Below are 24315 nucleotides of genomic sequence, written 5' to 3' on the forward strand. Positions count from 1 at the left end.
CGACGTGCGGTCTATTGCTACCGCGCACGCCAGTGCATCAGGTAGAGCCGCCGGTGGTGATATCCGGTCCAGGACGGGTCAGTGTCTCCGACCTGCAGATGGAGCTCGACGCTCGGCATCGGGTCGACGATTGGATCCATTGCCGACTCCAGCTCGTCAACCAGTTCCTGCATGTCCTCGCGAGTGTCGGCGTCATCGGTGCTTACGCAAGCATGCAGGACCACCCGCTCGTAGCCGGCCTCGACCGCCAGTCCTCGAACAGCGGTACCGATTCGGCCCTGGGAGGCTTGGAGCGCCTGCACCAGGACACCGTTCTCCCACTCGATTCGGGGCCCGTAGTCCGGTCCATAGGTAGTCTCGGGCGGCTCATGACGCATGGCCGCATCATCCCGTGACGGAGGTGAGAAGCGCTACCGGGTGCCAGCGCACTCAATTCGGCTACTTGTGCGTGCGTTGGCCGGCGTCCCAGGATCAGGTCGTCCGGGCCAAGGGCGAGGGACTGCTGCGGACCACGACGAAGTCACGTGCGGGGGAGCGGGTGCTCAAGATCCCCTCGTGGTGCGTGGCGATGCTGCGTGCGCGCTTCGTACAGGGCGTCCGGCTGACTGATCCGGTCTTTGCGGACAGCACGGGTGGTTTCCGTGACCCCTCGAACACCCGCCGTTCTTTCCGGGATGCTCGTTCGCGGGTCGGTACGGAGCTTCGTCGTGACCTCGGTCGCGTTCTGAAGGAGTGCCGCCAGTTGGCCGGCCTCACGCAGAAGGAAGCCGCGGCTTCGATCGGCTGCGCTCAGAATCGGGTCAGCCTGATGGAGAACGGGCGCGTGCGCATCGAGGTCCAAGACGTTGAGCTGATACTCACCGCCTACGGCACCCCGGCAGATCGTCGGTCGGAGGTCATCGAGATCGCGGCTGAGGCATCCGCGCCGATCGCGGCAGACGCTATGGCATGGATCACATCGCACGCATTCAGGAAGACGACCCGCGACCATCCTCGACGATGCCGGCCAAACCGCCCGGCAGATCGCTGACCAGCTCGGGCACGCTCGTCCGTCTCTGACCCAGGACGTCTACATGGGTCGGAAGGCTAAGAATCCGGCAGCCGCCGACGCACTGGAGACGATCGCCGATGATCTCTAACGAGAAAACCCATCCCGTAAAACGTATCTGGGATGGGTCCTCAGAGGCGGAACCCGCCTCTGACCTGCTGTTTTGTGCGCCGCCAGGGACTCGAACCCCGAACCCGCTGATTTCCACCTGAGCTTGATCGCCGTTGGTCAATGATGAGCGAAAGCTCTTACTGGCAAGGGATTCGGGGATGGCCTCGTTCCCGTCGATTCTCATCGCTCACCATCTTCTCGCGCTGATTGAGGTGCGGAAAGAGGTGTGCGTCGTGTCGCCGGCTGACCCGGTCGCCGTGCCGAGTCGTAGCTGACGGTGAGGATCGCGCGTGCCGCGGACGTACCGGCCGATGCAGATTGGTAGATGAGCTGCAGGTGACCGCCGTTGTCGCCTCCACACCCGTCGCTGTCATGACCAATATGGGTCGTCGCCACGTCTTCGCCGATGCCGAACCTGGAGATGCGGAGCTGGAGAGCGGTCAAGCACCCGGCGAGCCGTGGTGTGAGAGTTCCCACTGGGTGAATGAACCTGGATGGCTGCTGGCTGAGAACGAGACATTGGGAATTGGGATGAAGGATCTCAGAGGTCTCTCGACATGCTTGGCGTTACGGTCGACCATCGCGTGTTCCGGCCTTTTCAGCTGAAGGAGGTCGACAAGGTTGAGGCGCCGTTCTCGGTGAAAATGCGTTATCTCGTCAGGCCTTTGCCGTCCGCCGCCGGTGGTGATCGCGGTCTCGTGGCGGGCGAGGGCGGCCTCGATGTCGGGGACGTGACCTCAACTGTTGAGGCCACGTACGACGCGCATCCACCACGACGTTCCCCGTGCCACCACTGGCTCATTCCGTGTTGATCAGATGACGGTGGTCCAGATTGTCGTGCCCGCCTCGTTGCCGACGAAGGGGTTGTTGACGACCCAGAGGACACCTTGGAGTGTTCCGTTACGTCGAAGTTGCATATCACCCAGCCGCCGTCCGCGCCGCGGCTCTTGAAACATTCGCGGTACCAGCCCGAAGGCGATGCATCTTCCTTGATCGTGGCCGCGGCGGATGCGCCGTTCGCCTTGGTGTCCTTCACCCAGACGCGGTCTCCGTACTCGGGTGGGACGCCGCGGCGTTCGCGTTGGATGGTGCGGTGCGGACGAGTTCGTGTCCGCGCTAAGGCTTTGATGGCGGTTGCAGGATGTCGGTGAGGTCACGCAAGGTGGGGTAGCAGGGTGCTGGGCACCCGTTGTCTGCTTGTTTCGTGAGGTCGTCGTTGAGGTCGCTTTGGCTGGTTGCCGACAGCACCCACCCGAGCGGAGCCGACAGCGATGGCTGCTTGCTTTGGCGGATGACGAATACGTTCCTCGGCATCATCTGCGAGCTCCGGATCTCGTCGCAGAACGGGGTACACAGTTGGTCGAGTTGTTCGGCCACAGCTGTCAGCATCGCGTTGCTGTCGGTGCTGTCTCCCTTCGCGGTAACGAATTTGGTGACCAGGGGAACGACGCCTTCCGGGACGAGGGACAGATTATTCTGCCACTCGGTGCCGATGCCGGGCGTCACTCTGTCGTCTACGGCCGATCCGGCCTGGCCGGTGCTGTAGTCGGGTCCGGTTCCGTTCTCGATGTACACCACCACTGGTACGACGAATTGGCCCGAGCGGCGCGTGGCGACGACGGCATTGTGGTCGCGGACGATCTTGGTCCACTGCGGTGCGAGGTCGACGATGGTGCCCAAGCCGGTGTTGTCGGTGTAGCCGCCATCAACCAGTTGTGCGGGGTCGAGGCCGCGGCAACCTTCGATGGTTCCGGACGGAGTCACGTACGGGAAGCGGTTGGCGAGCATCGTGGCGGCCAGCGCGGGGAGATTGCCGACACACTGCTTGGCTTCTCCGCTTGATCTACGGCCATAGGCGCCGAACAGGTCGTAGTTATGGGGGCCGGCGGCGTCCGAGCCGCACAGTGGTGCGCCGTCTGCGGTTCGGAATCCAGCGTTGAGGTCTACTTGGCTGACCAGGGCCAGGCAGCCGTCGCGGACGGCGGTCGAGTTGAGAATCAGTTGTCCGGTGACGGTCTTCGGTCCGTCGTTGGCGGCGGTGGTGCTGTCCCCGGCGAGGAACGGGGTGCGAATGCCCGCCAGGACTTCTTCCCAGGTGGTCTCCATCAAGCCGGCTCGGTCGAGTGGTTGGCGGGTGGGGTCGCGGTGCGGTGAGTCCGTTGCGAACCGCAGACCGGTGGTGCTGGCGAGCAGGTCGGCGGTCACGAGGGAGATCGTGGCGGCACCCAGCGCCTCATGTCCTGCAATCGATGTGGCCGCTGCGTTCGGATCGGCTGTGAATCTGGCGAGGCTGAGTCCCAGCGCACCCCCGCTCGCACCCGCCGAGAAGAGTGCGGAGTGTTTGCCACATCCGTTGCCGGTTTTGGCGATCCGGCCCAGCGCGGACGCGGTCCAATAAGCCGCGCGGATGCCGCCGCCCTCGGCGGCCATCATCAGCATCGGGCGGACCGTCAGTTCGTCCTGATCGCCGGGGTGGGTGCCGTGGACGGCCGGTACCTTCAGCCCAATACTGCAGCCCTCGTTCTGTTTCAGCCAGGCATCGAACGCCTGCTGCAGGGTTGGTCGGTCAGGCAGCAGTCCGTCGGCGGTGACGGGATGGATGTCTGTTCGTCCGCCTGCCAAACCGGTCGCGAGCACAGCGATGAGGAGCAGCGTGATGATTGGCGTCGAACGGGTTCGCAGAGGTTCGAAGCCGATCTGGAAGATCTCCGGCGGTTGCCGATCCTGCATGAAGACAACCAGGACGCCGACCATCGTGACGAGCGCCGTCATCGCAAGGGTCGTCGCGGCCAGCACGCCCAGAACGTCGCCGATCTCCCGCGGCCAGATGGCCAGCACCAAGTAGAGCGCGATCGACAGGCAGAGCAGAATCAACCGCGTCCAACTGTGAGGCTCGACCTTGATCCCGGAGTTCTCCTGCGTGTTCATTCCGGGAGTCAGGAATCGTCCGATCCAGCGGCGGCGTTTGCCGCTCGCATCTGTCCAGTCGGCAATCATCTGTCGGAAGGGACCGGCAACTAGCCAGGGCCCGACTGCCAGTACCGCACCGAGGATCGAGGCAGCCAGCGGTGGCACAGGTGGCGGTGACGGAATCATGCCGGCACGGTCGAGCGCGGTTAGTCCGGAGAATGCACGGATCATGCCCAGGCCGGCAAGTGACAACGACGCCACCGCCAGGGCATCGCCCGCAGTCATCACGTCCGCTGGGTACTCGGGGTAGATGGGTCGGAGTTTCCGCGGATGGCGTTCAGGCCAACCCCGCACGAGGCGCGAGAACACCACGACTGCCAACGGGATCGCGCAGAACACCAGCAGCCGCGGCCAGAAGACAGTGCCTCGGTTTGTCAGCTCGACCAGTCCGGCACCAGCCAGCAGCAGCGCTGGTCCGAGGACCCAGGGGCGGGAGTCGTACCGCCGATCCTTCGCCGTACCGTCCACCTCGTCGAAGAATGGCCAGCCCTCGCCGCCTACGCGTCGTACCGCCCAGTCGGCACGGAGCCGGCCAAGCGCGAAGATCGTCGGCAGCAGGATCACGAAGTAGACGAAGGCTGCGAGCTCGGCATGCCCGAGCCCCAGACCACCGACCTCGCTTGGGCTGTCTGTACCGCCGTCCAGCCAACGTCGCTGGACATCCGGCATCTGGTCCAGGACGCTGCTGCCTGGTACGACAGCCAGTACGGCGATCGGCAGGAACGCGAGTAGACTGAACCGTTGGATGTAGAGAGCACGGACGATTCGGCGCAATGGCCTGTCCTGAACCTTCGCGAGGCCGATCGCGACAAGTGCGACGAAACCCATCCACTTCAGGCCAGTGAGCCAGGCGAGTCCGGTGATCAACCCATCATCGATATCGCAGCCGCCAGCCGGTGTGCACCGTTGCTGGCCGAGCAGGAACATCAAGATGTTCTCAGCGAGATCGACAGCCGGGATCAGGTAAACGGCGCTCCAGATCCATCTCTTCGGAACCAAGCGGTACAACGCGAAGGTATACGTGGCGATGAAGAACAGGTCCAAGACGAGGTAGCCCGTGAGCAGATGCTGCCAGTCGGGGAGCTGTTCCTGGGTCAGAAGGCTGTGCCACTCGTCAGCACGTGCCCGGTCCTGAGGCCCCACCATCTCATTGAATGCCCACGACGTGTTCGTCGTGGTCAAAAAGCCGGCGGACAGCAGGCTAATCTCGTTCATCGCCAGCCAGAGAACGAGCAGCACCGACAGAAAACCACCGACCGGACTTAGGTTGGCCGGCTGCGGAGTGTCCGCTGATTCCTCAGGTGTCGAATCCGCTGGCGGTTGAGCGACGGATTCTGGCTGTGGCACAGTACTGGTCACGTTCGCCTCCCCGAACGTGAAAGCCGGCAGCGTTCCGGCGCCCTGACGACAGCGCGCCGGGAGGCATCAGCGCACACCGAACTTCCCCCTGGTTCATACATCGGGAAAGCGCGCCCGTCCGTTACGGCCAGCCCGGAGTCGGACACCAGTGGCGCCTCGATAAGGTGCACCGCTGGTTGCTGGACATCGCTCAGTCAGACATTCAGAATCTCTGCCGGGGGGAATCGGATGAGCGAGGGCATCAATGTGCGGCCGACAGTGGTCGCAGCTTTCGTGACCGCTGGGGTTCTGCCGCTGTTGGGGAGCCAGCTTCAGCAAGACCTGGGATGGACGTTCACCCTGCCACTGGTGGGCTGTGGTGTCGTGGCCGGCCTGTGGGCGGGCGTACGAACCTCGTACTCTGACCATCTTCATCGGTGGGGCTACCCGGCCCTGATCGTCACCTACGTCATATTGCTCCTGTGCCTGACTGCTCTCCGCAACGTTCCAGCAATCTGGGCGATAGTTCCACCCGTAGCACTTTGGGCCGGCGCAGTGACGATACTGGTGCGGTCACCGGACGCCAACCAGCACGAGCAACTGGCCGAGTCCGGGTTCCGGGTCGCGATCCTCGGTCTGGGGATCGTTGGCTTGATTCGGGGCATCAAGGCCGTGGTCGCAAGCAGTTGGCTGGAAGCGTCTTCCCTTCTGGGGTGTAGCGTCGCCGTGTTGCTGTACAGCGCATTGTCGTTTGCACGCCTGTCGCCGCGGGTTCGCTCGGTTGGAGTTGCCGCGGCGATCATGGGCACGGCAGTTGCCGTAGCCGTGCAGACGATCGGCGGTGAGTACGGCGACCTGAACGTTGCTACGCCGATCGTCTTCGCAGTCTGGATGGCAGTTCTCGCGATCGCTTTGCTGCTGAACTTGCGCAAGCCTTCCGGGGTTCTCACTGCCATAATGGGCCTTTCTGCAGCAGGTAGTGCAGTCATCTTTACCGCTGACGACGCCGGCATCCTGTCGATCGGAGGCAGTGTGAGTCTGGCGTTCGCCGGCATCGGAGGCGGCATCGCCCTCTACCGCGGCAGCCGCCGCATAGCCAGGGCTGTGGTAGCCATCGGGCTGGGGCTGACCTTCATAGCCGTCGCCCTTCTGCAGTATGAGGTGAACTCGCTCAGCCCTGGTTTGGTCGCCCTCGGTGTCGGTGCCGTCGGATATGGATTCTCGAGGTTTGGCCACGAGAAACCAACGCTCGCCTGCGCGTGCGTCCTATCCGGCCTGAGCGCCCTGCTTGTCTTGATACTGCAGACTGCTCACTCCACGGACGTCGAGTGGATGCTCGGGATCACGACTGTTGTCCTCTTTGTCGGCACAGGCACCGTCCTATTGCTGGACTCGGACCTCCTGACAATTACCTACATCCACTGTGCGTCGGCGATCTTCATCATCCTTGGCGTGTCGGACTTGATCCAACGAGAGTTCGACCTCGGCGTACCGGTCATTGTGGCCGGCCTCATCGGCACCGCGATAGCTCAGTTCGGCTGGCGACACCGCAGCATCCTCTGACGGTCGATCGCAGCACGAGCTGCATCGTGGGCGGCCACTTGATGCGTGGTCAGATGCCCCGGTGGCACGATACTTCGCGCTTCCGGGCGCGACCTATTTGATGGCCGTAGCCCCCACAACCCCCTTCTTGGTCACTCATCATCTGTGAGGCCCGGGTGGTCGAGCAAGGGGAGGCGGCTTCCCCAGCAGAGGGTCTGTTCCTGACCTGACCCTGGTGACCACTGTGGGAGTTTGCTGACATCGGCGGAAGTTTGCCGGATTATGAGGCGGGGAGTCGGACATGGGGCGGGGAAGGCTGGGGATGGACAGGGCGGGAGCGGTCGAGGCTTCGCAGGAGCTGGGGAACTTGCTGGCTGCGGCTGTTGGGTTGTCGGCGACTGACGTTGTGACGACGGGCCACATTTGGCGGGCGCTGCGGGCGGACTACCCGGGAGCGTGGCGGCGGATCAGTCCTAAGGATATCGATCCGCTCGAGTATGTGTTGCTGAATGCTGGCGGGGCTCGGGCAGTGGTTGGCGGGGTCAAGGTCGACGGGCATGTGGTGGTCATGCTCGAACTGGCTGCGACGTTCGCGGCTCGTGCACGATCTGCACGGGTCGAGGTCGTACATGTGGCGGTCGCACTGGCTGCGTCGAGGCGGTCAGGTGGTGGCTCGCGGCTCATGACCGTGGTCGCGAAGGCATTCGGTGGCGCGGACCTTGGCGATCTCGACAGTGCTGTCACAGCGTTTGTGCGAGATGGTGGGCCGACAGTCGGCGTGCGGCTGGATCTGAAGCCGGACGTGCCGCGGAGAAGCAAGAAGCGCTACGACCGAGCTTGGGACCGGATGTTCAAGATGTTGGACCGCCGTGCCTGGGATCGGACGCTCGAAGTCACCGCGGAGGTTCGGTTGCTGGCCGCCGAGTGGGGTGACCACTGGCACGCACAGGCCAGCATCGGTCGAGCTTGGCTGGTAGAGGCTGAGGTTCACGGCGAGTGTGAACGATTCCAGGATGAGATCACTTGTCTTGAGCTCGCGACCCGGTACTTCGAGCGAGATCCGGAGAACGCCGACGATCTCGGACGTGCGCTGTTCGGTCTCGGTGTCTGCCTGCTGCACATTGGCGGAAGCGAGGTGGCGCTGCCGTACTTCAGAAGGGCACGTCGGTTCATCAGCGCCAAAGATGAAGACGGTAAGGATCAGCGATCGTTCGTCGATTCGACGCTGATGACTGCCGAACTGGCCGAACTGTCTGCGGGACGCCTGGAGCAACTGGTCGAGATGATCGGCAACATCCCGGATGTCGCATATCGGCGCTCCGCAACGCTTTTCTTCGTATCGAAGGTTTTCGAGCACCGCATCGAGACGCAGTATGCGCGGGCGGTGTGGCTTCTCGATCGCCTGGCCGGCGAAGCCCGACAGGCGGAAGACGTCGAGACCGCTCTGCGGATCGCTGGTCTGATGGGACTGTGCCGCGAAGGTCTATCACCTGTACCAGACGCCGTCCGCAAACTGGTCGGATGGCTGTCGGAGCGCGTCGCATCCTTGGTCCCAACCGATCAGGCAACGGCATTGGTCGGGCAGGCCATCTGTCAGCATCTGGACGGCCACCTGGACCAGGCCGTGGTGTACTCGGTTCGGGCCGTGGCGATCGCTGACTGCAGCGATCGAGACATGCAGTCGACATTTCTCCGTAGAGCGACCAGCGGCATCGGCGCTGGCATCCGCGAGGCGGCTTTTGATGCGGCGATAGCCTACGGCGACCTGCGGCTGCTCGCCGAGCTCATTGAGACGGCGCGATCGGGTGGGGCGGCACAGCCTCACGAGGCGAGTCCGGCTGTCGGTGAGGTGACGCGGGCGTTCCTTGGTGGCGGCGTTGTGTTCGGCCCGATGGTGCCGCTGACCGTTGGCGGGATCTCCGCGCTGAGCGCCTGGTATCCCAGGGACGTGCCGGTAGGAGACAGCATCAGTCTCGAGTGCGTCATCGAGTCCGTGTCGGGTCAGGATTCCTGGTGGTGGGCGACGTACTGGGGCGTGAGCAACCTGTACTGGATAATGCGGAGCCCGGACGGTGAGTTCAGTGGCGGGAGCACTTCTCTCACCATCGAACTGCGGACCCTTGTCGACAGCGTCTTCCGTGAGGTTGATCCGACGAGCTTCGTCAGCGAATCGGAGATGGCTGCGCGCCACGGCAATCGAGCAAGCTGGAAGTACCAAGAACATCTCGATGAGCTGATCGCGGCCAGCACATTCCGGAAGGATCCGGAGGGCGAGCTGAAGGTGATGCAAGAGCTGGGCGAGGCGATCCTGCCCCCGCTTCTCGTCGATCAGATCCGTCGCCGACGACACCGCGCACCGCTGCGGCTGGTGACGTCGGGGAACTTTCTGCCGCTGCTGCCGATGGCCACACTCGCGATCGGACGCAACGACGACGTCCGCCTGATCGAGGGTGCGATCCTGATCACGGCTCCACCGGCAGAGCTCGTCCAGCAGGTCCTGCGGACACCCGTCGTCGAAGGTGCCAGTTTTCCCGCGGCGCTTGTCGCCGTCGATGCCAGGGGCGAGTTCGAAGATCTGCACAAATGCTTGCCGGCGGCACCGATCATTCTGACCGGTCGACCCGACGAGGCGCCGCCCGCTTCGGCGATGGTCGCTCCGCTGGACAGGGAGACGCTGAGGTCGGCGTTGGCCGGCATCGGTGCCGGAGCAGCAGCCACCCTGTTCTACAGCGGTCACGCCAGCCATAGTGCGAGTCCTGGAGATTTCTCCTCCGGGATCCCGCTCGCCGGCACAGACGTGCTGACCGCAGGCGAGCTCATCGCTTCGGCAGGGACGCCCGAAGCATGGCAGTTCCCGGCCCGCGTCGTACTGGCAGCCTGCAGCTCCGGGGGATCGACCGGCGCCGGACGGGGCGAGTGGCTTGGGCTGTCGGCGGGACTTCTGCTGAACGGATCGCGCCAGATCGTCGCGACGTCGTGGCCGACCTGGGACACACCCGGTACGGCGCGCTTCGACCGATCGATCGCCGAGATGATGACGATGTCGCCTGATCCGGCCACGGATCTGCGAGTGATCCAGCTCGATCAGCTCGAGCGCTGGCGGACCCTGGGAGCGAGTGCTGGACTTGACGCGTCCCCGGTCTGCTGGGCGGCGTACCACGTCATCGGCGTGCGCTGAACAGCCTCAGTCGTCCAGCACCCACTGCTCGTCGAGCTCGCTCCAGCGGAACGTCGGACGTACTGCCGGCGGCTGGTGGTTGCTCGAAAGGTGCGTCACCAATTCCGCGAGTGCCTCTCGCGGCACATCCTTGTCGATCAGGTACCGGCGGCCCGTGGAGTCGTCGTCGAGGATGATCAGCCCGTCGCGCCGGGTCCGATGAGCTTCGTAGAGATCGCTGACCAGCCGACGCAGTCCATCGACGGTGGCCTCGGCGCCCTTCTTCGCCAAGGTGCCCAGAAATAATGCAAGCGGACCGCTGGCAGCGACGACCCACGGCAACGACGAAGCATCGGCTCCCTTGCCACGCTCCCGCTCGACGATGACCACACGGTCGTCAATGGCCAGAAACGCCTGCCGGACGCCCTGGACTTCACCGTCGGTCGCACGCGGGTCGGTACTCACCCTGAGCTCGAAATCTTGCATGCCGGAAATGTAGCTGTCCGAACTGTCGCCACGGAACCACTTGAATCCCTTCGTCGCCCTAGGCCAGGAGTCAGGTTCTGTACAACGGCGGACGTGGTTGGAGGTTCCTGGCGTGCACCGAGCCGGTCGGTGTAGCTCTGGCTCAACCGAGGAGTCGTTCGTGCGTTGGTCGCAGCTCACCGTCGTCTCTCTCGACCAGCTTGTCCCGGGCTGGCCGAACTTCGCACCAGTACTTCGAGATCCGCGTCCATCTCGCCAGGCGTAACCGCTCATCGGCCTGCTCCACCACTGCTCCGTGAGAGGCTGACAAGCGTCGATCATCGCCGCGCACTGATGAGACTAAGGCCAGATCAGGGCGCAGATTGGCAACTCTGACTGGTCGGGGCGGTCAGCACCCGCAAGATCCTCGACATCTTCGAAGGCACCCAACAAATCTCCAGCTAATCGTCGCCCGCGGACTCCGCGGCAAGACATCTGCCGAGCTGAAATCGCCATACCTGTAAGGGATCTCGGCCTGCGCCATTGTTCCGTCAGCGCAGGCCGGGGCAACCATCGAACGGTCCACCCTCGGGACCGTGATCCCTCTGCTCCGTCAGCCGCGAAGCAAGCGCTCCAGTCGGCGATCCACTGCCCGCCGGGCCCGGTCGTAGGACGACGGGAGCACATGTGTGTACATCTGCAGCGTGGACCCCGGGTCGTGGTGACCGGGGTACTCGGACGCTTCCTTGATGTTGACTCCGTCCGCCAGGGTGATGCTGGCGAAGTGGTGGCGCAACGCGTGCAGACCGCTCGTAAGGTCTGCTTGGATCCTCGCTCAGCACTCACCTGCCGCTGAGTTGACCGTTACGCTCCAAGGTGCTGTGGACAGGGTCCAAGACGACCTGGAAGAAGCTCGTCACATCGGCGACCTCAGCAGGGTGGCCACCTTGCAGCAGGAACTCGCAGGCCGCTGGGCGATCGCGTCGTAGCCCGGCACGACGAACCGGTGCCTTGTGGTCCCAGTCGGTGTAAGGCTGACCCTCGGACCGTTTGGTGGCCGCCGCTGGCCCATCTGATGGCAGGTCGAACGGCGTAACGCTGCGGTGTGCGTGAGGTGACCTTTGGCGTGGGGATCTTCACGACCTGCACCAGTCGCCGACGACGACTTGCGGCCCGTGGCTGCTCGAGAGCCAGGGCCGCCAGCCACGGGCTGACAGTAGCGACGGACCGCGACCTCGGCTCCTGCACGTTGGAGCTTGCCGCGGGGATGCCACTCACCAGGGTGACTGCACCAGGACTCCCGCTGGCTGAGCACTTCTGTTCACGAGCAGAAGTGCTCGCCAGTGGTCCGCTGACACGCGACCCGATCTGTCCTAGCTTGAGCGGGCGCCCAACCCCTGACGCGCGGCGTCCCCAGGAGGAACGAATGAGCAGAACCTTGCCTGCGGCAATCCGGATCGGTGCTGCCGGAGTCGCCGCGGCCTTGGCGACCGCAGTTGTGCCCAGCACCCCTGGGGCAGCCGCGCCGCCTGGTGTCCGGGCGGACACAAGCGTCGTAGCTCGGCACACCGTCGCGAACAGCTCCCCTGCGGGGGCTGCACTCGCCGGTTCCGCCGGCGCAAGCGTCCTCGCTCGGCACACGGTCACGCTGCTCACCGGTGACGTTGTGAAACTGACGCGTTACGCCGGCGGTAGGCAGGCGGCAACCGTCCACCCGCCAGCTGACCGCAGCGACGTGGGCTACTCCACTCAACAGGTGGGCGAGGACCTCTACGTCGTCCCGAACGACGCTGCACCGCTGCTCGCAACGGGCACACTGAGCCGGGACTTGTTCGACGTCACCAAGTTGGTCGCGGCCGGCTACGACGACGCGAAGGCCGCATCCCTGCCGATGATCGTGCAGTATCGCGAGAACCGGATGCATGCCCAGGCGGCGCCGACGCTGGCGGGCACCAGCCGAGGCGCGATCTTGCAGAGCATCAACGCGGTCGGGGTACAAGGAAGCAAGCGTCGCGCGCACGCGTTCTGGAGCTCGCTGAGCGGCAACACCGCCAAGCAGCTCGGCAACATCAAGCGGGTCTGGCTGGACGCCAGAGTCAAGGCCGACCTCCACGAGAGCGTCCCGCAGATCGGGGCGCCGCAGGCCTGGGCGGCCGGTTATGACGGGACAGGAGTCGACGTCGCGGTCATCGATACCGGTATCGACGCGTCGCATCCGGACTTCGCGGGCAAGATCGCCGCCAAGCAGAACTTCGTGCCCGCCGGTGCACCAGGCGGCGGCGACCCCGCCGACGTGACCGACCGGGTCGGGCACGGCACACATGTGGCCTCGATCATCGCCGGTTCCGGCGCCGCCGACGGCGGCCAGGACAAGGGTGTCGCGCCAGGCGCCGAGCTGATCGTCGGAAAGGTATTCGACGACAGTGGCAACGGGACGGCATCAGCGGTCATCGACGCGATGGAGTGGGCCACCCAGACCCAGCATGCCCGGGTAGTCAACATGAGTCTCGGATCGAACCAGCCGAGCGACGGTACAGACCCGTTGAGCCAGGCCGTCAACGACCTCACCGCGCAGACAGGCGCGCTGTTCGTGACCGCCGCGGGCAACGCGGGACCGGGCGAAGGGACGGTGGCGAGTCCCGGCGCAGCCGACGCAGCGCTGACTGTGGGCGCGGTCGACCAGTCCGACCACCTCGCCGACTTCTCCAGCCGCGGCCCGCGGTCCGGCGACTACGCGATCAAGCCCGAGATCGCTGCGCCCGGCGTCGGCATCGTGGCGGCTCGAGCCTCCGGCACGCCGCTTGGCGACGCGGACCCGGTCGGCCAGAACTACGCGCGGCTGTCCGGCACGTCGATGGCCACGCCGCACGTGGCGGGCGCGGCCGCGATCCTCGCGCAGGAACACCCGGACTGGGCGGCGGCCCAGCTCAAGCCGGCCCTGATCAGCACCTCCAAGGACGATGGCTACAGCGTCTACCAGCAGGGCGCCGGCCGCGTTGACGTCGCACGAGCGTTCAGCCAGCAGGTCTACGCCGATCCGGGCACGCTCAACCTCGGCTACTTCCGCTTCCCGCACACCGCCCAGCCACCCGTCACGAAGCCCGTGACCTTCCGGAACAACAGTTCGTCCGACGTGACGCTGAAGCTGTCCCTCGACGTCACCGGCCGGAGGTACGGCGTACCGCCGGCCGGCATGTTCACCGTCAGCCGGCCCAAGGTGTCCGTGCCCGCGCACGGTTCCGCCGCGGTGACTGTGACCATCGATCCGAACGCCGGCCAGTTCGACCTGTACGGCGGCTACCTGACCGGTACGGCCGGCGGCATCGAGGTCCGTACGTCGATCGGCGCCTACGTCGAGCCGGAGATGTACAACCTCACGGTGCCCGCGATCGCCCATGACGGCCGCGCGGCCTCTTCCTTGAGCCAGGTCGAGCTGTACAACCCGACGCTCCCTGGAATCTCCGGGACGCACTTCCAGATCCAGAACTACTTCGACGGCGTGACGCCGACGTTCCGGGTCGAACCGGGGACGTACAGCCTGATGGGCTACATCTTCACGATGGACGAATCGAACGTCTTTTACCGCTCCATGGCTCTCGTCGGCCGGCCACAACTGCAGGTCACCCGCGACATGACGATCACGTTGGACGCGCGGCCGGCACAGAAGCTCGTCATCAACACTCCCAAGCCGAGCACCTCGGACGGGGTGCAGGTCGGCTACCACCGCAAGCTGTCACCGGACACGAACTTCGACAGCTCGTTCACCCTCCGAGCGCCCTTCGACCAGGTGTACGCGGTGCCGACCGCTGCGGTGACCGACGGAGAGTTCGAGGTCTACAGCAGGTGGACGCTCGTCGCGCCACCCATCCAGATGAGCGTCACCAAACCGCAGAAGATGCCGCTTGATCCGCTCTTCATGGTCAACTCCGCACCGGTCGACGGGACGTTCCGGCAGCCACTCGTCTACGTCGGCCAAGGCGCACCGGAGGACTACGTAGGCAGGAACATGCACGGCAAGATCGCATTGATCCAGCGCGGCACGAACACTCCCTCCAGCCAGATCCAGAACGCGCAGAACGCCGGCGCGGCGGCCGCTGTCATCTTCAACAACGCGCCCGGCCTGCTGTACACGCAGGCCGGCGACCCGGGCACAGTCCGCATCCCCGCCCTGACCATCAACCAGGACGCCGGCCGGTCGCTGGTGAACCTGCTGCAGAAGCAGCCGGTCACTATCCAGTACTCCGGCACCTCACAAAGCCCCTACCTGTACTCCGTGATGCTGCCCAACACCGGCCGCATCGCACCGAACCAGACCTACGACATCAACAGCAAGAACACCGCGCAGATCGATGCCGCCTACCACGCGGACGGCCCCAACCAGCTCGGATCGGACGACTACATCGCCTGGCGCCCGTGGACGAGATTCGGCTACGCCGTCGCCCGGCCGTTGCCGCATCCGATGCAGCGCACCGAATGGGTCAGTGCCTCACCCGAAACCCAGTGGACGCACACGGCCTGGTCCCAGCCCGTTGGCAATGGCCAGTCCGAAGGATTGGCAACCGCGTACCGGCCGGGCAGCCGGAGTGCCGAGAACTGGTTCACCCAACCAGCCCGTCCGGCCATACCGATCGGGCTGACCGGCTGGGAGGACTACGGCGCACCGGCATACCGCGAGGGCGACGCGTTCACCATGCTCCTGTTCCCCTACGTCGATTCCGAACAGCATCACGGGTTCACAGCGTATGGAACCGACAGCACCGACACCAAGCTGTACCAAGGCGATGAACTGCTCGGCGAGAGCAACAGTCCGCTCAACCAGTTCCCCGCAGTGCCTGGACAGGCCACCTACAGGCTCGTGTCGAACCAGCAGCGCAAGGCGCCATGGTGGACCTATGCCACCGACGTCTCGACGACCTGGACGTTCCAGTCGTCAACTCCGGCCTCCGGGCGGCAACTGCTCCCTCTCGTACAGGTCAACTACAACCTGCCGCTCGACCTGCTCAATCGAGCGCCGAGCCGCACCTCCTACAACTTCACCCTCGACGTCGGCCATCAAGCCGGCATCGACGGGCCGGCAATCACCGCCGTACACGCATTGGCATCCTTCAACGACGGCACCAGCTGGCAGCCAATCAGCCTGGTACGGACCCGTTCCGGGCAGTTCCGCGCCACCGTCCACCACCCGAACAAGGCCGACAGCGACGGAGCCGTCTCGCTGCGAGTCACCGCCACGGACGCGGACGGCAACAGCATCGACCAGACGATCCGGCATGCCTACGGTCTGAAGCCCCTAGACCAGGTCGCACCTGGTCTCTGGGCTGTTGCCCGAACTCGGCCCCGGCCTACCTGACGGATGGGCATTACTCGACTGAGTGGTCTCGATAGGGGCAAGATATGCGTGTGTTCACCACGGGATCTCTCGCCGCGGTCGGCATCAACGAGATCGCCGAGAGTGTCTACCGGACCCTGCTCGTACAGCCCGGTTGCACAGCAGTAGACCTGTGCCAGCAGCTGTCGGCGGACACTGGGACCATCGACTCGGCATTGACGGCTCTGGCCCGCAACGGACTCATCGAGAAGTCGCTCGACACGCCGACCCGGTACCTGCCGGTCGCGCCTGATCTCAGCCTCGAGGTGCTGATCATGCGCGCGCAGGAGGAACTCGACAAGGTCCGCGCGCTGACCAAGCAACTGACCGACAACTTCCACCGCGCGCGGTCACCACACGCACCTGAACTCGTCGAGGTGGTGACCGGCGCAGCGGCCGTCGAGCGACGGTTCGACGACATGCAGCGGCGCGCCAAGCGTGAGGTGAAGGTCCTCGACACTCCGCCGTACGCGGCCGACGCAGGCAGGCCGAATGATGTCGAGCTCGAGGGACTGGAGCGCGGTGTCGCGTACCGCGGCATCTACGCCCGCGCCGCCCTCGACGCCGGCCCCGGCGTGATCAAAGCGATCGCCCGCTACGTGGCCGCCGGTGAGGAGGCCCGACTCATCAACCATCTGCCGATGAAGCTGGCCACGATCGACGATGAGCTCGGGCTCCTGCCCCTCGAGGTCGACCAGGACGACGTCAGCCGGTGCTTCATCATCCGGCCATGTTCGTTGCTGGACACGCTGCTGTTTGTCTTCGAGACCCTCTGGGAGCTCGCTACGCCGCTCACATTTGAGAAAGGCGTGCCCCTCCTCCACGACAAGTCTGCGAATCAGTTCAGCAACCTCGACAGGCAGATCCTCAGCCTGCTGGCGGCCGGAATGAAGGACCAGGCAATCGCCCACCACCTCGGCCTGAGCTACAGCACCACGCGACGTCACATTGCGGATGTGTCGGCCCGTCTGGGTGCCGAGACGCGCTTCCAAGCGGGTATGCAGGCTGCTCGGCTCGGCTTGGGCGGCGCAGATTCCGACCGCCAAGCGGGCGTCGAGGTCCCAACCCGTCGAACTGACCGGGCCAGGGCTGGTGGTGTCGGCCCGGAGGTTTAGTCCAGGGCGTTGAGAATGATCGTCATCTCGACGGTCTTCGCCGCGGCGGTAGTGGAACAGCATCACCAAGCAATTTGGCGCGAGGCGCGGTGGCTTCGGCCATCGGAGCCATCCTGTCCATCGATGTGGCCGCCCAACGCGGGGGGAGAGACCAGGCCGAGGTACTCCTGGATGTCGTGATCCTGGCTCTTTACGCGCGTCGGAGCCCCCATTGTCGGTGCCATGGATACTCACGCGCCTGTCGGCAACCGACATGAGGCGGAGGATCCGGGATCAGGCCCACGGACACCGTCGCCTGCTTGGTCTGTTGCAAGACTGATTGTTCTGCTGGATCAGGCGATCGACTCTGCGGGCCGCAGTTGGCACGATCAGCGGGACTGTGGGACGACACACCAGACGAGTTTCTGGCTCGCCCCATGTCTAGCAGCCGTGGTCGCCGTGTCTCCGGCTTACCGAGGACCACTGCTGCGTCGCTTCTCGAGGAAAGCTCCGCAGAGCACGAGCGCGAGCTGCTATGACCGACGAGTGCCGTACGCCTGCCTGTCCTGGAATCCCGAACAGGGGTTCTGCTTGCGGTGCAAAGAGGTGACCTTCGAGGCCTGAACTGTTCGGTCTCGTGGAGGTCTGATGAGTGCATCAAGCTACGCCTGTCGATGGAGGATCGGCGGCGGTTGCTAAAGGCAAACGTTCCTGCAGCGCGGTTCTTTCGGGTGGAGTTGCTGCGAGCAACCAGCAGTTGGCCCATGGAGTATGTGAAGGCGCTGGGTGCCGACTCGGTGTTGGCGGCGGACTCAGCTTGGCAGGTTGGGTTCGCGCCGCCGAGTCGGCGGGAGTTGGTCGAGCATCTGCGGGTCGATGGGTTTAGTTACGGCACGTTGGTGCGGGCTGGATTGGTCAACTGGTCCGATGCAGGGGAGGCGATCGATCAGCATCAGGATCGGTTGATGTTGATGGCTCGTGATCATCGGCTGTCACCGGTGGGGTTCATCGGCGTCGGGCGGGATGGTCAGGCTCGGTCGGTGAGTCCGGTGTCCGGCTTCGACGGCCAATCAGGCGGTCACGGCGCCTGGGGCGACAGCTGGGGCCGCGGGCGCGGCGGTGGCGGACACTGGCGACGTACGAGATGTCACCGTGTGGTGGCGTCGTAGGTTGCACCACACGGTGACATCTGGGGTGCGGGCTGCGCGGTCAGGCGGATTTCACCTCGCGGCGGAGTAGCCGTATGAGGCCGAGTGCGAGTGGCAGGAGGACCCAGATGGTCCCGGCGACCGCGATGTGTGCCCAGTCGCCGCCCTGGAAGGTCTGCTGATCGAAGGCGGGTGCCATGGCGGTGTTGACGTCGAGCCAGGGTGCGGCGTTCTCGAGTGCACCGACCATCGAGAAGAGCACAGTCCACGCGATCGGGATCACGTAGTACAGCACGATCGCGGCGGCGGTGTTCATCAGCAGCATGCCGAAGGCGAAGCCCTGCACGATGCCGATCAGTTGCACGGCGAAGAAGTCGCGGACGTTGGCGGCTCCGACGTTCCAGCTGCCGGCGCCGTCCATGAACGCCATCCCGGCCAGGTTGCTGAGGGCTGCGACGCCGAGTGCCACGACGACGGCGAGCAGGCCGACCAGGGTGACGGCGACCAGCTTGGCGACGGCGATACGGAGCCGGCTCGGTTCGAGGGTGAAGGTGACCAGGCCGGTGCGCTGGCTCCATTCGGTGGTGACGGCGAGGATGCCGAGCACCGGGAGCAGGATGCTCTGTGGGGTCGCGGTTGCGCCGACGAAGTTCACGAAGGTCAACTGGTCGGGATCGGCGACGAACAGGAACACGACGATGACGGCAACGGTGATGAGGCCGATGGCGGTGAGCAGCCAGAAGCCGGCCCGGGTGTCGACGAGTTTGCGCAGTTCGACCCGCAGCAGACGGCTGAAGGGTACGGGCGTCACGCTCGGATCTGGTGAGGCTGCACGGTGGAACGGTGCTGGGTGGGTCGCGGTACTCATGCGGTGACCTTCTCTCGCGCGTCGTCGGCGGTGAGCTGCAAGAACATGTCCTCAAGTCCGGCGCCGTCCGCGCCTCGCAACTCGGTGACGACGACGCCGTGCTTCGCGGTGGCCGTGGCGATCTGCTCGCGGGTGGCCTCCACGACGTACGCGCCGTCCGGGGCGCTTCGGTAGGTGTAGCCGGCAGCGTCGAGGCAGCGCGACAAGGCGTCTGGATCGATGCCGCGGACCAGGGTGCCGGCGGCGTTGAGCAGTTCTGCCTTGCTGCCGTCGGCGACGATGACACCGCGGCCGATGACGACCAGGTGGTCGGCGACGACCTCGATCTCGTGCAGGAGGTGTGAGGACAGCAGGACCGTCCCGCCGCGGTCCGCGAAGCTCTTCAGGAGCCCACGCATCCAGTGGATGCCGGCCGGGTCGAGTCCGTTGGCCGGTTCGTCCAAGATCAGGACCTGCGGGTCGCCGAGCAGGGCGTGTGCGATGCCGAGCCGTTGCCGCATGCCGAGGGAGTAGTTGCCGACCCGGCGGTCGCCCTCGTCGCCGGACAGGCCGACGATCTCGAGCATCTCGTCCACCCGTGAGCGGCGTAGTCCCATGACGGTGGCGCCGAGGCGAAGGATCTCGCGTCCGGTGCGTCCGGTGTGCTGCGCGGAGGCGTCGAGGAGGACCCCGACGTGCCGGCCTGGGTTGGGGAGCTGGGCGTACGGGACGCCGAGGATGGTGCTGCGACCCGCGGACGGTGGGGTCAGGCCGGTCATCATGCGCATTGTGGTCGACTTGCCGGCCCCGTTCGGGCCGAGGAAGCCGGTGACGGATCCGGGCTGGGCCCGGAAGGACACGCGGTCGACGGATTGGTGTGCGCCGTAGCGTTTGCTGAGTTCTTCGACTGTGATCATGACGTCGAGCCTGGCGCCGTTGGCAGGCCCGGCACATCAGCCGCGGAGCTCGGTCGGGAAACCACGGGATAGACCTGGGTAGCCCGCGGTAGGGGGTCGGGCCACGACCGCGGTCCCTGCCCTGAACCGCGCGCCTCCCGTACCTTGGGGAAGGTGGACGCCATTCAAGCCGCGCCACCACCTCCGCTGAGCCGCTGGCAGTCGACGTGGCGCTACCTCTTCGCCATCATCACCGGCCTCGGCTTCTGGACGGCAACGTTCTACAACGCCTACGGATGGAACTTCGCTCCGTACCTGGCCTTGGATCTCGTCCTCGGCATCGTCAGCGTGGTGTTGATGCACTGGCGACGGCGGCGTCCGCTCGCGATCGCCCTGCTCGTGAGCGCCATCGGAGGTGTTTCCTCCGCCGCATCGGGGGCTGTGGTCGTTACCGCCATGTCCTTGGCAACCCGTCGGCGGTGGCGAGAGATCGTGCCGCTGGCGGTGGTGGGAGTCGTCGCGTCCGTCGTCTATTTCGAGACCCAGCCCGGTCAGGCGGCATTGGCGATCTCGGTGCTGTTCACGGTGGTCTTCGTGAGCGCGGTCATTGCCGCCGGCATGTACGTCGGGGCACGTCGCGACCTGCTGGCCACACTGCGGGAACGAGCGGACCGCGCCGAACGTGAGCAGGGCTTGCGGGTCGGACAGGCGCAGGCCACCGAGCGGGCGCGGATCGCCCGGGAAATGCACGACGCACTGGCCCATCGACTCTCGCTGGTGGCATTGCACGCGGGTGCACTGGAGTACTGCCGGAGTCTGAGCGACGCCGAGGTGTCCAGAGCGGCCGCCATCACCCGGGAGAGCGCTCACCTCGCGCTGCAGGACCTGCACGCGATCCTCGGAGTACTGCGAACGCTCGAAACCGATGCATCACCGGAGCGTCCGCAACCGACGCTGGCCGACGTTCCGGCGCTGGTTCAGGAGGCCATCGGGTCCGGCACGAGAGTCCGGTTGCACAACCAGGTCGACGACCTGGCGGGTCCGCCCGACGCGATCGGACGCGGCGCGTACCGGATGATCCAGGAGAGCCTGACCAATGCCCGCAAACACGCGCCGGACACCGCCGTCGACGTCACGCTCACCGGTCGAGCGGGCGGGCAGCTGATGCTCGAGGTCCGGAACCCGATGCGGCTCGGCTCCGCGGTGAGTGCGACACCCGGCTCCGGTCTCGGCCTGCTCGGACTGACCGAGCGTGCCGAGCTGATCGGTGGCCGCCTCGAGCACGTGAAGTTGGACGGAGACTTCGTGGTCCGCGCCTGGTTGCCGTGGCCGGCATGAACAACCCTCCGAGCGGTCGCATCCGGGTCGTGATCATCGACGACGACGCATTGGTCCGCACCGCACTCGCGATGATCCTGCGCGACGACGCCACGATCGAATTGGCCGGCGAAGCAGACGACGGCCAGACCGGGCTCGACCTCATCGCGCGGGCCGCGCCCGACGTCGTACTGATGGACATCCGAATGCCACGACTGGACGGTCTCGAGGCCCTCGCCTCGCTGATGGGCCAAGCCACGCCGCCCAAAGTGATCGTGCTGACAACGTTCGACGCCGACGACCACGTACTGCGGGCACTGCGCGACGGAGCCAGCGGATTCCTCCTCAAACACACCCCACCCGCGCAGATCGTCGAGGCAGTACACAAAGTTGCCGTCGGCGACCACATGCTCTCTCCCAGCGTAACCGCCCAACTGATCGCCCGGCTCGGTCACGACAATCCCGAACCCCAGCGGGTCCTCGACGCGCAGTCGCTGACCCAGACCCTCACCGACCGCGAACGCGAAGTGGCCATCGCGGTCGGCGAAGGCAAGGTCAACGCGCAGATCGCCGACGAGCTCTACCTGAGCATGGCCACCGTCAAAGCGCACGTCTCGCGCATCATGGTCAAGCTCCAAGCCACCAACCGCGTGCAGATCGCGAACCGGATCCACGACGCAGGCCTGCACTAAGGTCCATCAACTGCCCGCTGAGCGGATGCGTTGAGCCCGAGGGCAAGCGACGGATGGAGCGCCGAAGGCGGCGAAGGCTCGAATTTTGCCGGACGAGCCAGGCGGCACGTCGCCTGGCAGCGCCGGCGTGAAGTCGCCTCGAACACCGCCAACGGAGTGGTTGTCTGTCTCCACCTTGGCGGCAGCCTCAGAGAGCCACAGTCGCTGCTGTCACCGGAGTGGTGAAAGAATCTTCCGTGATCGCGCTCAGCGAGACGACGGCGCGAGGTCGACGCGGACCCGGCTCGGGTCGTCCTGCAGAACGATCACCGTGGCGCCGTTGGTGTGGGTCCAGCCGACAGGCAGGAGGAACCAGCGGTCGTTGGAGTAGAGCAGCGGCCGCAGACCGTTGTACCGGTAGCGATAGGCGCTGTCCTCGCCCGCCAGCTTCTTGAGGCCAATCCCTCGTCCTGGGAGGAGGTGCAGGTCCCGTTCGCTGTAGACGACCGCTTGTGGCTGGAGGCGCAGGGTCAGCTCGGCGAGCTCGGCGTTGGCGGTGCCGCGGGCTTGGGCGATGTTGGTGACCGCCCAGAACGTAGCCATGAAGACCATGGCCGCGATCAGGCCGCGGCGGAGATTGGCCCCCGCGCGGGCGAGTACCTCGATCCCGGGGACCGGCCGGCCGAAGGTGCACAGGATCCACAAGCCGTACTCGAACAACAGCCCGGACGCCGCCAGCGACAGCGGCGACCACAGTCCGCGCGGTACGCCGTACAGGCCCGCCAGGCCGATGCTCGCTGTGATGACGCTGAGGCCGAAGAGGCCGTACGCGAGCCCGCGCGCCCAGGCGTGGCTGCGTCGGCCGAGTGCGAACTTGAGCAGATGGTGAGCACTGAAGGCGACTGCCAGTACGAGGAGGAACGTCGCGGCCGGTTTGAAGAAGGTGTCCGCCGTCCGGGCGACGTAGGTGGTCGTGGTGAAGTCCAGCGCGCTCAGGCTGACCCCGAAGTACGAGTAGTACGCCCTCGCGCTGACCAGGCCGAAGTAGTAGAGGCCACCGGTCAGTAAGGTCGTCGGTCCGACGAACGCCAGGATCTCGAGCGCTCCACCCCAGCGTCGGGTGCGGCCCTTCGCCGCGGCGCCGCTGTCGGTCTCCGCTGCCTCGGTCACGGCGAGTCCGGCGATTCCGGTTCGGTGGGGTCAGGTTCGGTGGGTTCGGGTTCGGTGGGGTCTGTTGCCGGGGTTGATTCGTCTGGACTGGGGGACGTCGTCGAGGGTGAGGGCGGGGTGGTGGTTTCGGTGCTGGCCGTCGTCTCGACCGTGGGCAGTGGGGCGACCTTGGCCGAGAGGATCGCGCCGTCGCAGATCGAGGACTTCCCGCTGCCACAAGCGGGTTTGCCTGGACGCGGATCAAAAATTATCCAGGCGATCCGTGGTGTCAGCGGCGAGGGCGTGGGGCCGCCGGCATCATCGACCACAGCCGCCACGATGCAGGCGCCATGAGCCTCCGCGCAGTCGTCCACGGGATCCCCCGTGAGGTCTCTGAGGATTGCGGCGCATTCTTCGCTGTCGCCCGGCACGCCACCGGCTTCAGCGCAGGCCTTTTCGATTCGCTTCGCCTCTTCGTCGGTGATGGCGAAGGCTGCGACGTCCGTGACGCGTTCGGTCATTCCTCCGATCGTCAGGGTGGATGTCGGCTGGGTACTGCTCGGGGCTACCTGGTCGCCGCGGTTCTCCACGCTGCTATTGCATCCCGCCACTGTCAGCGCCGCGGCGAGCACGGCTGTGCCTATCCATTCGTTCGCCATTTCCGTCCCCCTGTTCAACGATGCGTCGGTTGACTACAGAGCGCAAGGCACCCGCCTGGGTAAGAATGGCGAGGCAGGGCGCAGCGTGTGCCTCGATCGCGGCCGTGGTGCTCGCGGCGTTGGCCGCGATGGCCTGCCTCGCCATCTCCCTCATCGACCGTTTCGCCCGCGGCAACCACAACTAGTGTCCAGATACTCACAGCCCGGCAACTGACGCCGAGGAGTCATCCCAAAACAGACCGGGCAAGAGACAGCGAAAGCTCTCAGAGAATCAGCACCCTGAGCACGGCGCGCTCGGCCGCGGTCTTGGTTTTGCCGAACGCGGTGACGTCACGGATGTGACCGTCGTGGTCGCGGAAGTTGGCCTTTGAGAGGTAGCTGACGGGCTTGCCCTTTCGTCGGTCTTCGCAACTCGGGTGGAGATGCTTCCCAGGTGCCAACGGGCAGTGGTGGCCTCGACATGTCATGCCTCCAACCAGTGCGATGGTTGGCTGCTCAACGCTGGCCGGGGTGGTGGATCCGAGATTTCGGCAAC

At 65.5% G+C, this 24315-nt stretch carries 16 protein-coding genes; 8 read left to right on the forward strand and 8 right to left on the reverse strand.

Going from position 1 to position 24315, the window contains the following annotated elements:
* Positions 1–17: 17 nt before the first annotated feature.
* On the reverse strand, positions 18–377 hold the full coding sequence (locus AB0I34_RS30490; RefSeq protein ID WP_360451764.1) for a hypothetical protein: 360 nt from the start codon (positions 375–377) through the stop codon (positions 18–20).
* 161 nt (positions 378–538) lie between these two features.
* Here AB0I34_RS30490 and AB0I34_RS30495 point away from each other — a divergent pair, with 161 nt between their 5' ends.
* The gene (locus AB0I34_RS30495) at positions 539–1030 is read left to right on the forward strand and encodes a helix-turn-helix transcriptional regulator (RefSeq protein ID WP_360451766.1); all 492 of its coding nucleotides are present in this window, start codon (positions 539–541) and stop codon (positions 1028–1030) included.
* 1245 nt (positions 1031–2275) lie between these two features.
* Here the strand turns inward: AB0I34_RS30495 and AB0I34_RS30500 are convergent.
* Positions 2276–5488 carry a hypothetical protein gene (locus tag AB0I34_RS30500; RefSeq protein WP_360451768.1) on the reverse strand — a complete coding sequence of 1071 codons (3213 nt, stop codon included), beginning with the start codon at positions 5486–5488 and terminating at the stop codon, positions 2276–2278.
* Positions 5489–5716: 228 nt separating this feature from the next.
* Here AB0I34_RS30500 and AB0I34_RS30505 point away from each other — a divergent pair, with 228 nt between their 5' ends.
* Together AB0I34_RS30505 and AB0I34_RS30510 are read left to right on the forward strand one after the other, a co-directional pair.
* Positions 5717–7030: a hypothetical protein gene (locus AB0I34_RS30505; RefSeq protein WP_360451770.1), complete on the forward strand. Its 1314-nt coding sequence runs from the start codon at positions 5717–5719 to the stop codon at positions 7028–7030.
* Between the two features lie 661 nt (positions 7031–7691).
* Positions 7692–10187 (forward strand): CHAT domain-containing protein, encoded by a 2496-nt coding sequence (locus AB0I34_RS30510; protein WP_360451772.1) that lies wholly within the window; start codon positions 7692–7694, stop codon positions 10185–10187.
* A 6-nt stretch (positions 10188–10193) separates the two neighbouring features.
* Here the strand turns inward: AB0I34_RS30510 and AB0I34_RS30515 are convergent, their stop codons facing one another.
* Both AB0I34_RS30515 and AB0I34_RS30520 read right to left on the reverse strand, forming a co-directional pair.
* On the reverse strand, positions 10194–10652 hold the full coding sequence (locus AB0I34_RS30515) for a hypothetical protein (protein WP_360451774.1): 459 nt from the start codon (positions 10650–10652) through the stop codon (positions 10194–10196).
* 592 nt (positions 10653–11244) lie between these two features.
* Positions 11245–11427, reverse strand: coding sequence for a hypothetical protein (locus AB0I34_RS30520; RefSeq protein WP_360451776.1), 183 nt, complete (start codon positions 11425–11427; stop codon positions 11245–11247).
* Between the two features lie 630 nt (positions 11428–12057).
* Here AB0I34_RS30520 and AB0I34_RS30525 point away from each other — a divergent pair.
* The 3 genes from AB0I34_RS30525 to AB0I34_RS30535 all read left to right on the forward strand — a co-directional run bounded on the left by AB0I34_RS30525 (position 12058) and on the right by AB0I34_RS30535 (position 18262).
* Positions 12058–15981: a S8 family serine peptidase gene (locus AB0I34_RS30525; RefSeq protein WP_360451778.1), complete on the forward strand. Its 3924-nt coding sequence runs from the start codon at positions 12058–12060 to the stop codon at positions 15979–15981.
* Positions 15982–16025: 44 nt separating this feature from the next.
* Positions 16026–17114: a helix-turn-helix domain-containing protein gene (locus tag AB0I34_RS30530; protein ID WP_360451780.1), complete on the forward strand. Its 1089-nt coding sequence runs from the start codon at positions 16026–16028 to the stop codon at positions 17112–17114.
* 653 nt (positions 17115–17767) lie between these two features.
* A complete protein-coding gene (locus AB0I34_RS30535) occupies positions 17768–18262 on the forward strand; it encodes a hypothetical protein (RefSeq protein ID WP_360451782.1) in 495 nt (164 codons plus the stop codon).
* A 40-nt stretch (positions 18263–18302) separates the two neighbouring features.
* Here the strand turns inward: AB0I34_RS30535 and AB0I34_RS30540 are convergent, their stop codons facing one another.
* Both AB0I34_RS30540 and AB0I34_RS30545 read right to left on the reverse strand, forming a co-directional pair.
* Positions 18303–19109, reverse strand: a complete 807-nt coding sequence (locus tag AB0I34_RS30540) for an ABC transporter permease (protein WP_360451784.1) — start codon at positions 19107–19109, stop codon at positions 18303–18305.
* Positions 19106–20005 carry an ATP-binding cassette domain-containing protein gene (locus tag AB0I34_RS30545; protein ID WP_360451786.1) on the reverse strand — a complete coding sequence of 300 codons (900 nt, stop codon included), beginning with the start codon at positions 20003–20005 and terminating at the stop codon, positions 19106–19108. The genes AB0I34_RS30540 and AB0I34_RS30545 overlap by 4 nt, the downstream gene beginning before the upstream one ends.
* Before the next feature lie 153 nt (positions 20006–20158).
* Here AB0I34_RS30545 and AB0I34_RS30550 point away from each other — a divergent pair, with 153 nt between their 5' ends.
* On the forward strand, positions 20159–21322 hold the full coding sequence (locus AB0I34_RS30550) for a histidine kinase (RefSeq protein ID WP_360451788.1): 1164 nt from the start codon (positions 20159–20161) through the stop codon (positions 21320–21322).
* Positions 21319–21993, forward strand: a complete 675-nt coding sequence (locus AB0I34_RS30555; protein ID WP_360451790.1) for a response regulator transcription factor — start codon at positions 21319–21321, stop codon at positions 21991–21993. Before AB0I34_RS30550 ends, AB0I34_RS30555 begins: the two co-directional genes overlap by 4 nt.
* Positions 21994–22239: 246 nt before the next feature.
* Here the strand turns inward: AB0I34_RS30555 and AB0I34_RS30560 are convergent, their stop codons facing one another.
* Both AB0I34_RS30560 and AB0I34_RS30565 read right to left on the reverse strand, forming a co-directional pair.
* Positions 22240–23142: a hypothetical protein gene (locus AB0I34_RS30560; RefSeq protein WP_360451792.1), complete on the reverse strand. Its 903-nt coding sequence runs from the start codon at positions 23140–23142 to the stop codon at positions 22240–22242.
* On the reverse strand, positions 23139–23780 hold the full coding sequence (locus tag AB0I34_RS30565) for a hypothetical protein (protein ID WP_360451794.1): 642 nt from the start codon (positions 23778–23780) through the stop codon (positions 23139–23141). The genes AB0I34_RS30560 and AB0I34_RS30565 overlap by 4 nt, the downstream gene beginning before the upstream one ends.
* Between the last annotated feature and the right edge of the window lie 535 nt (positions 23781–24315).

Source organism: Kribbella sp. NPDC050281, from assembly GCF_040655855.1.
Lineage (GTDB): Bacteria > Actinomycetota > Actinomycetes > Propionibacteriales > Kribbellaceae > Kribbella.

Excerpts from the sequence above, each read along its gene's own strand:
- AB0I34_RS30490 (WP_360451764.1), bottom strand. The coding sequence starts at position 377 with ATGCGTCATGAGCCGCCCGAGACTACCTATGGACCGGACTACGGGCCC.
- AB0I34_RS30505 (WP_360451770.1), top strand. The coding sequence starts at position 5,717 with ATGAGCGAGGGCATCAATGTGCGGCCGACAGTGGTCGCAGCTTTCGTG.
- AB0I34_RS30510 (WP_360451772.1), top strand. The coding sequence starts at position 7,692 with ATGACCGTGGTCGCGAAGGCATTCGGTGGCGCGGACCTTGGCGATCTC.
- AB0I34_RS30515 (WP_360451774.1), bottom strand. The coding sequence starts at position 10,652 with ATGCAAGATTTCGAGCTCAGGGTGAGTACCGACCCGCGTGCGACCGAC.
- AB0I34_RS30525 (WP_360451778.1), top strand. The coding sequence starts at position 12,058 with ATGAGCAGAACCTTGCCTGCGGCAATCCGGATCGGTGCTGCCGGAGTC.
- AB0I34_RS30530 (WP_360451780.1), top strand. The coding sequence starts at position 16,026 with ATGCGTGTGTTCACCACGGGATCTCTCGCCGCGGTCGGCATCAACGAG.
- AB0I34_RS30535 (WP_360451782.1), top strand. The coding sequence starts at position 17,768 with ATGGAGGATCGGCGGCGGTTGCTAAAGGCAAACGTTCCTGCAGCGCGG.
- AB0I34_RS30540 (WP_360451784.1), bottom strand. The coding sequence starts at position 19,109 with ATGAGTACCGCGACCCACCCAGCACCGTTCCACCGTGCAGCCTCACCA.
- AB0I34_RS30545 (WP_360451786.1), bottom strand. The coding sequence starts at position 20,005 with ATGATCACAGTCGAAGAACTCAGCAAACGCTACGGCGCACACCAATCC.
- AB0I34_RS30555 (WP_360451790.1), top strand. The coding sequence starts at position 21,319 with ATGAACAACCCTCCGAGCGGTCGCATCCGGGTCGTGATCATCGACGAC.
- AB0I34_RS30565 (WP_360451794.1), bottom strand. The coding sequence starts at position 23,780 with ATGGCGAACGAATGGATAGGCACAGCCGTGCTCGCCGCGGCGCTGACA.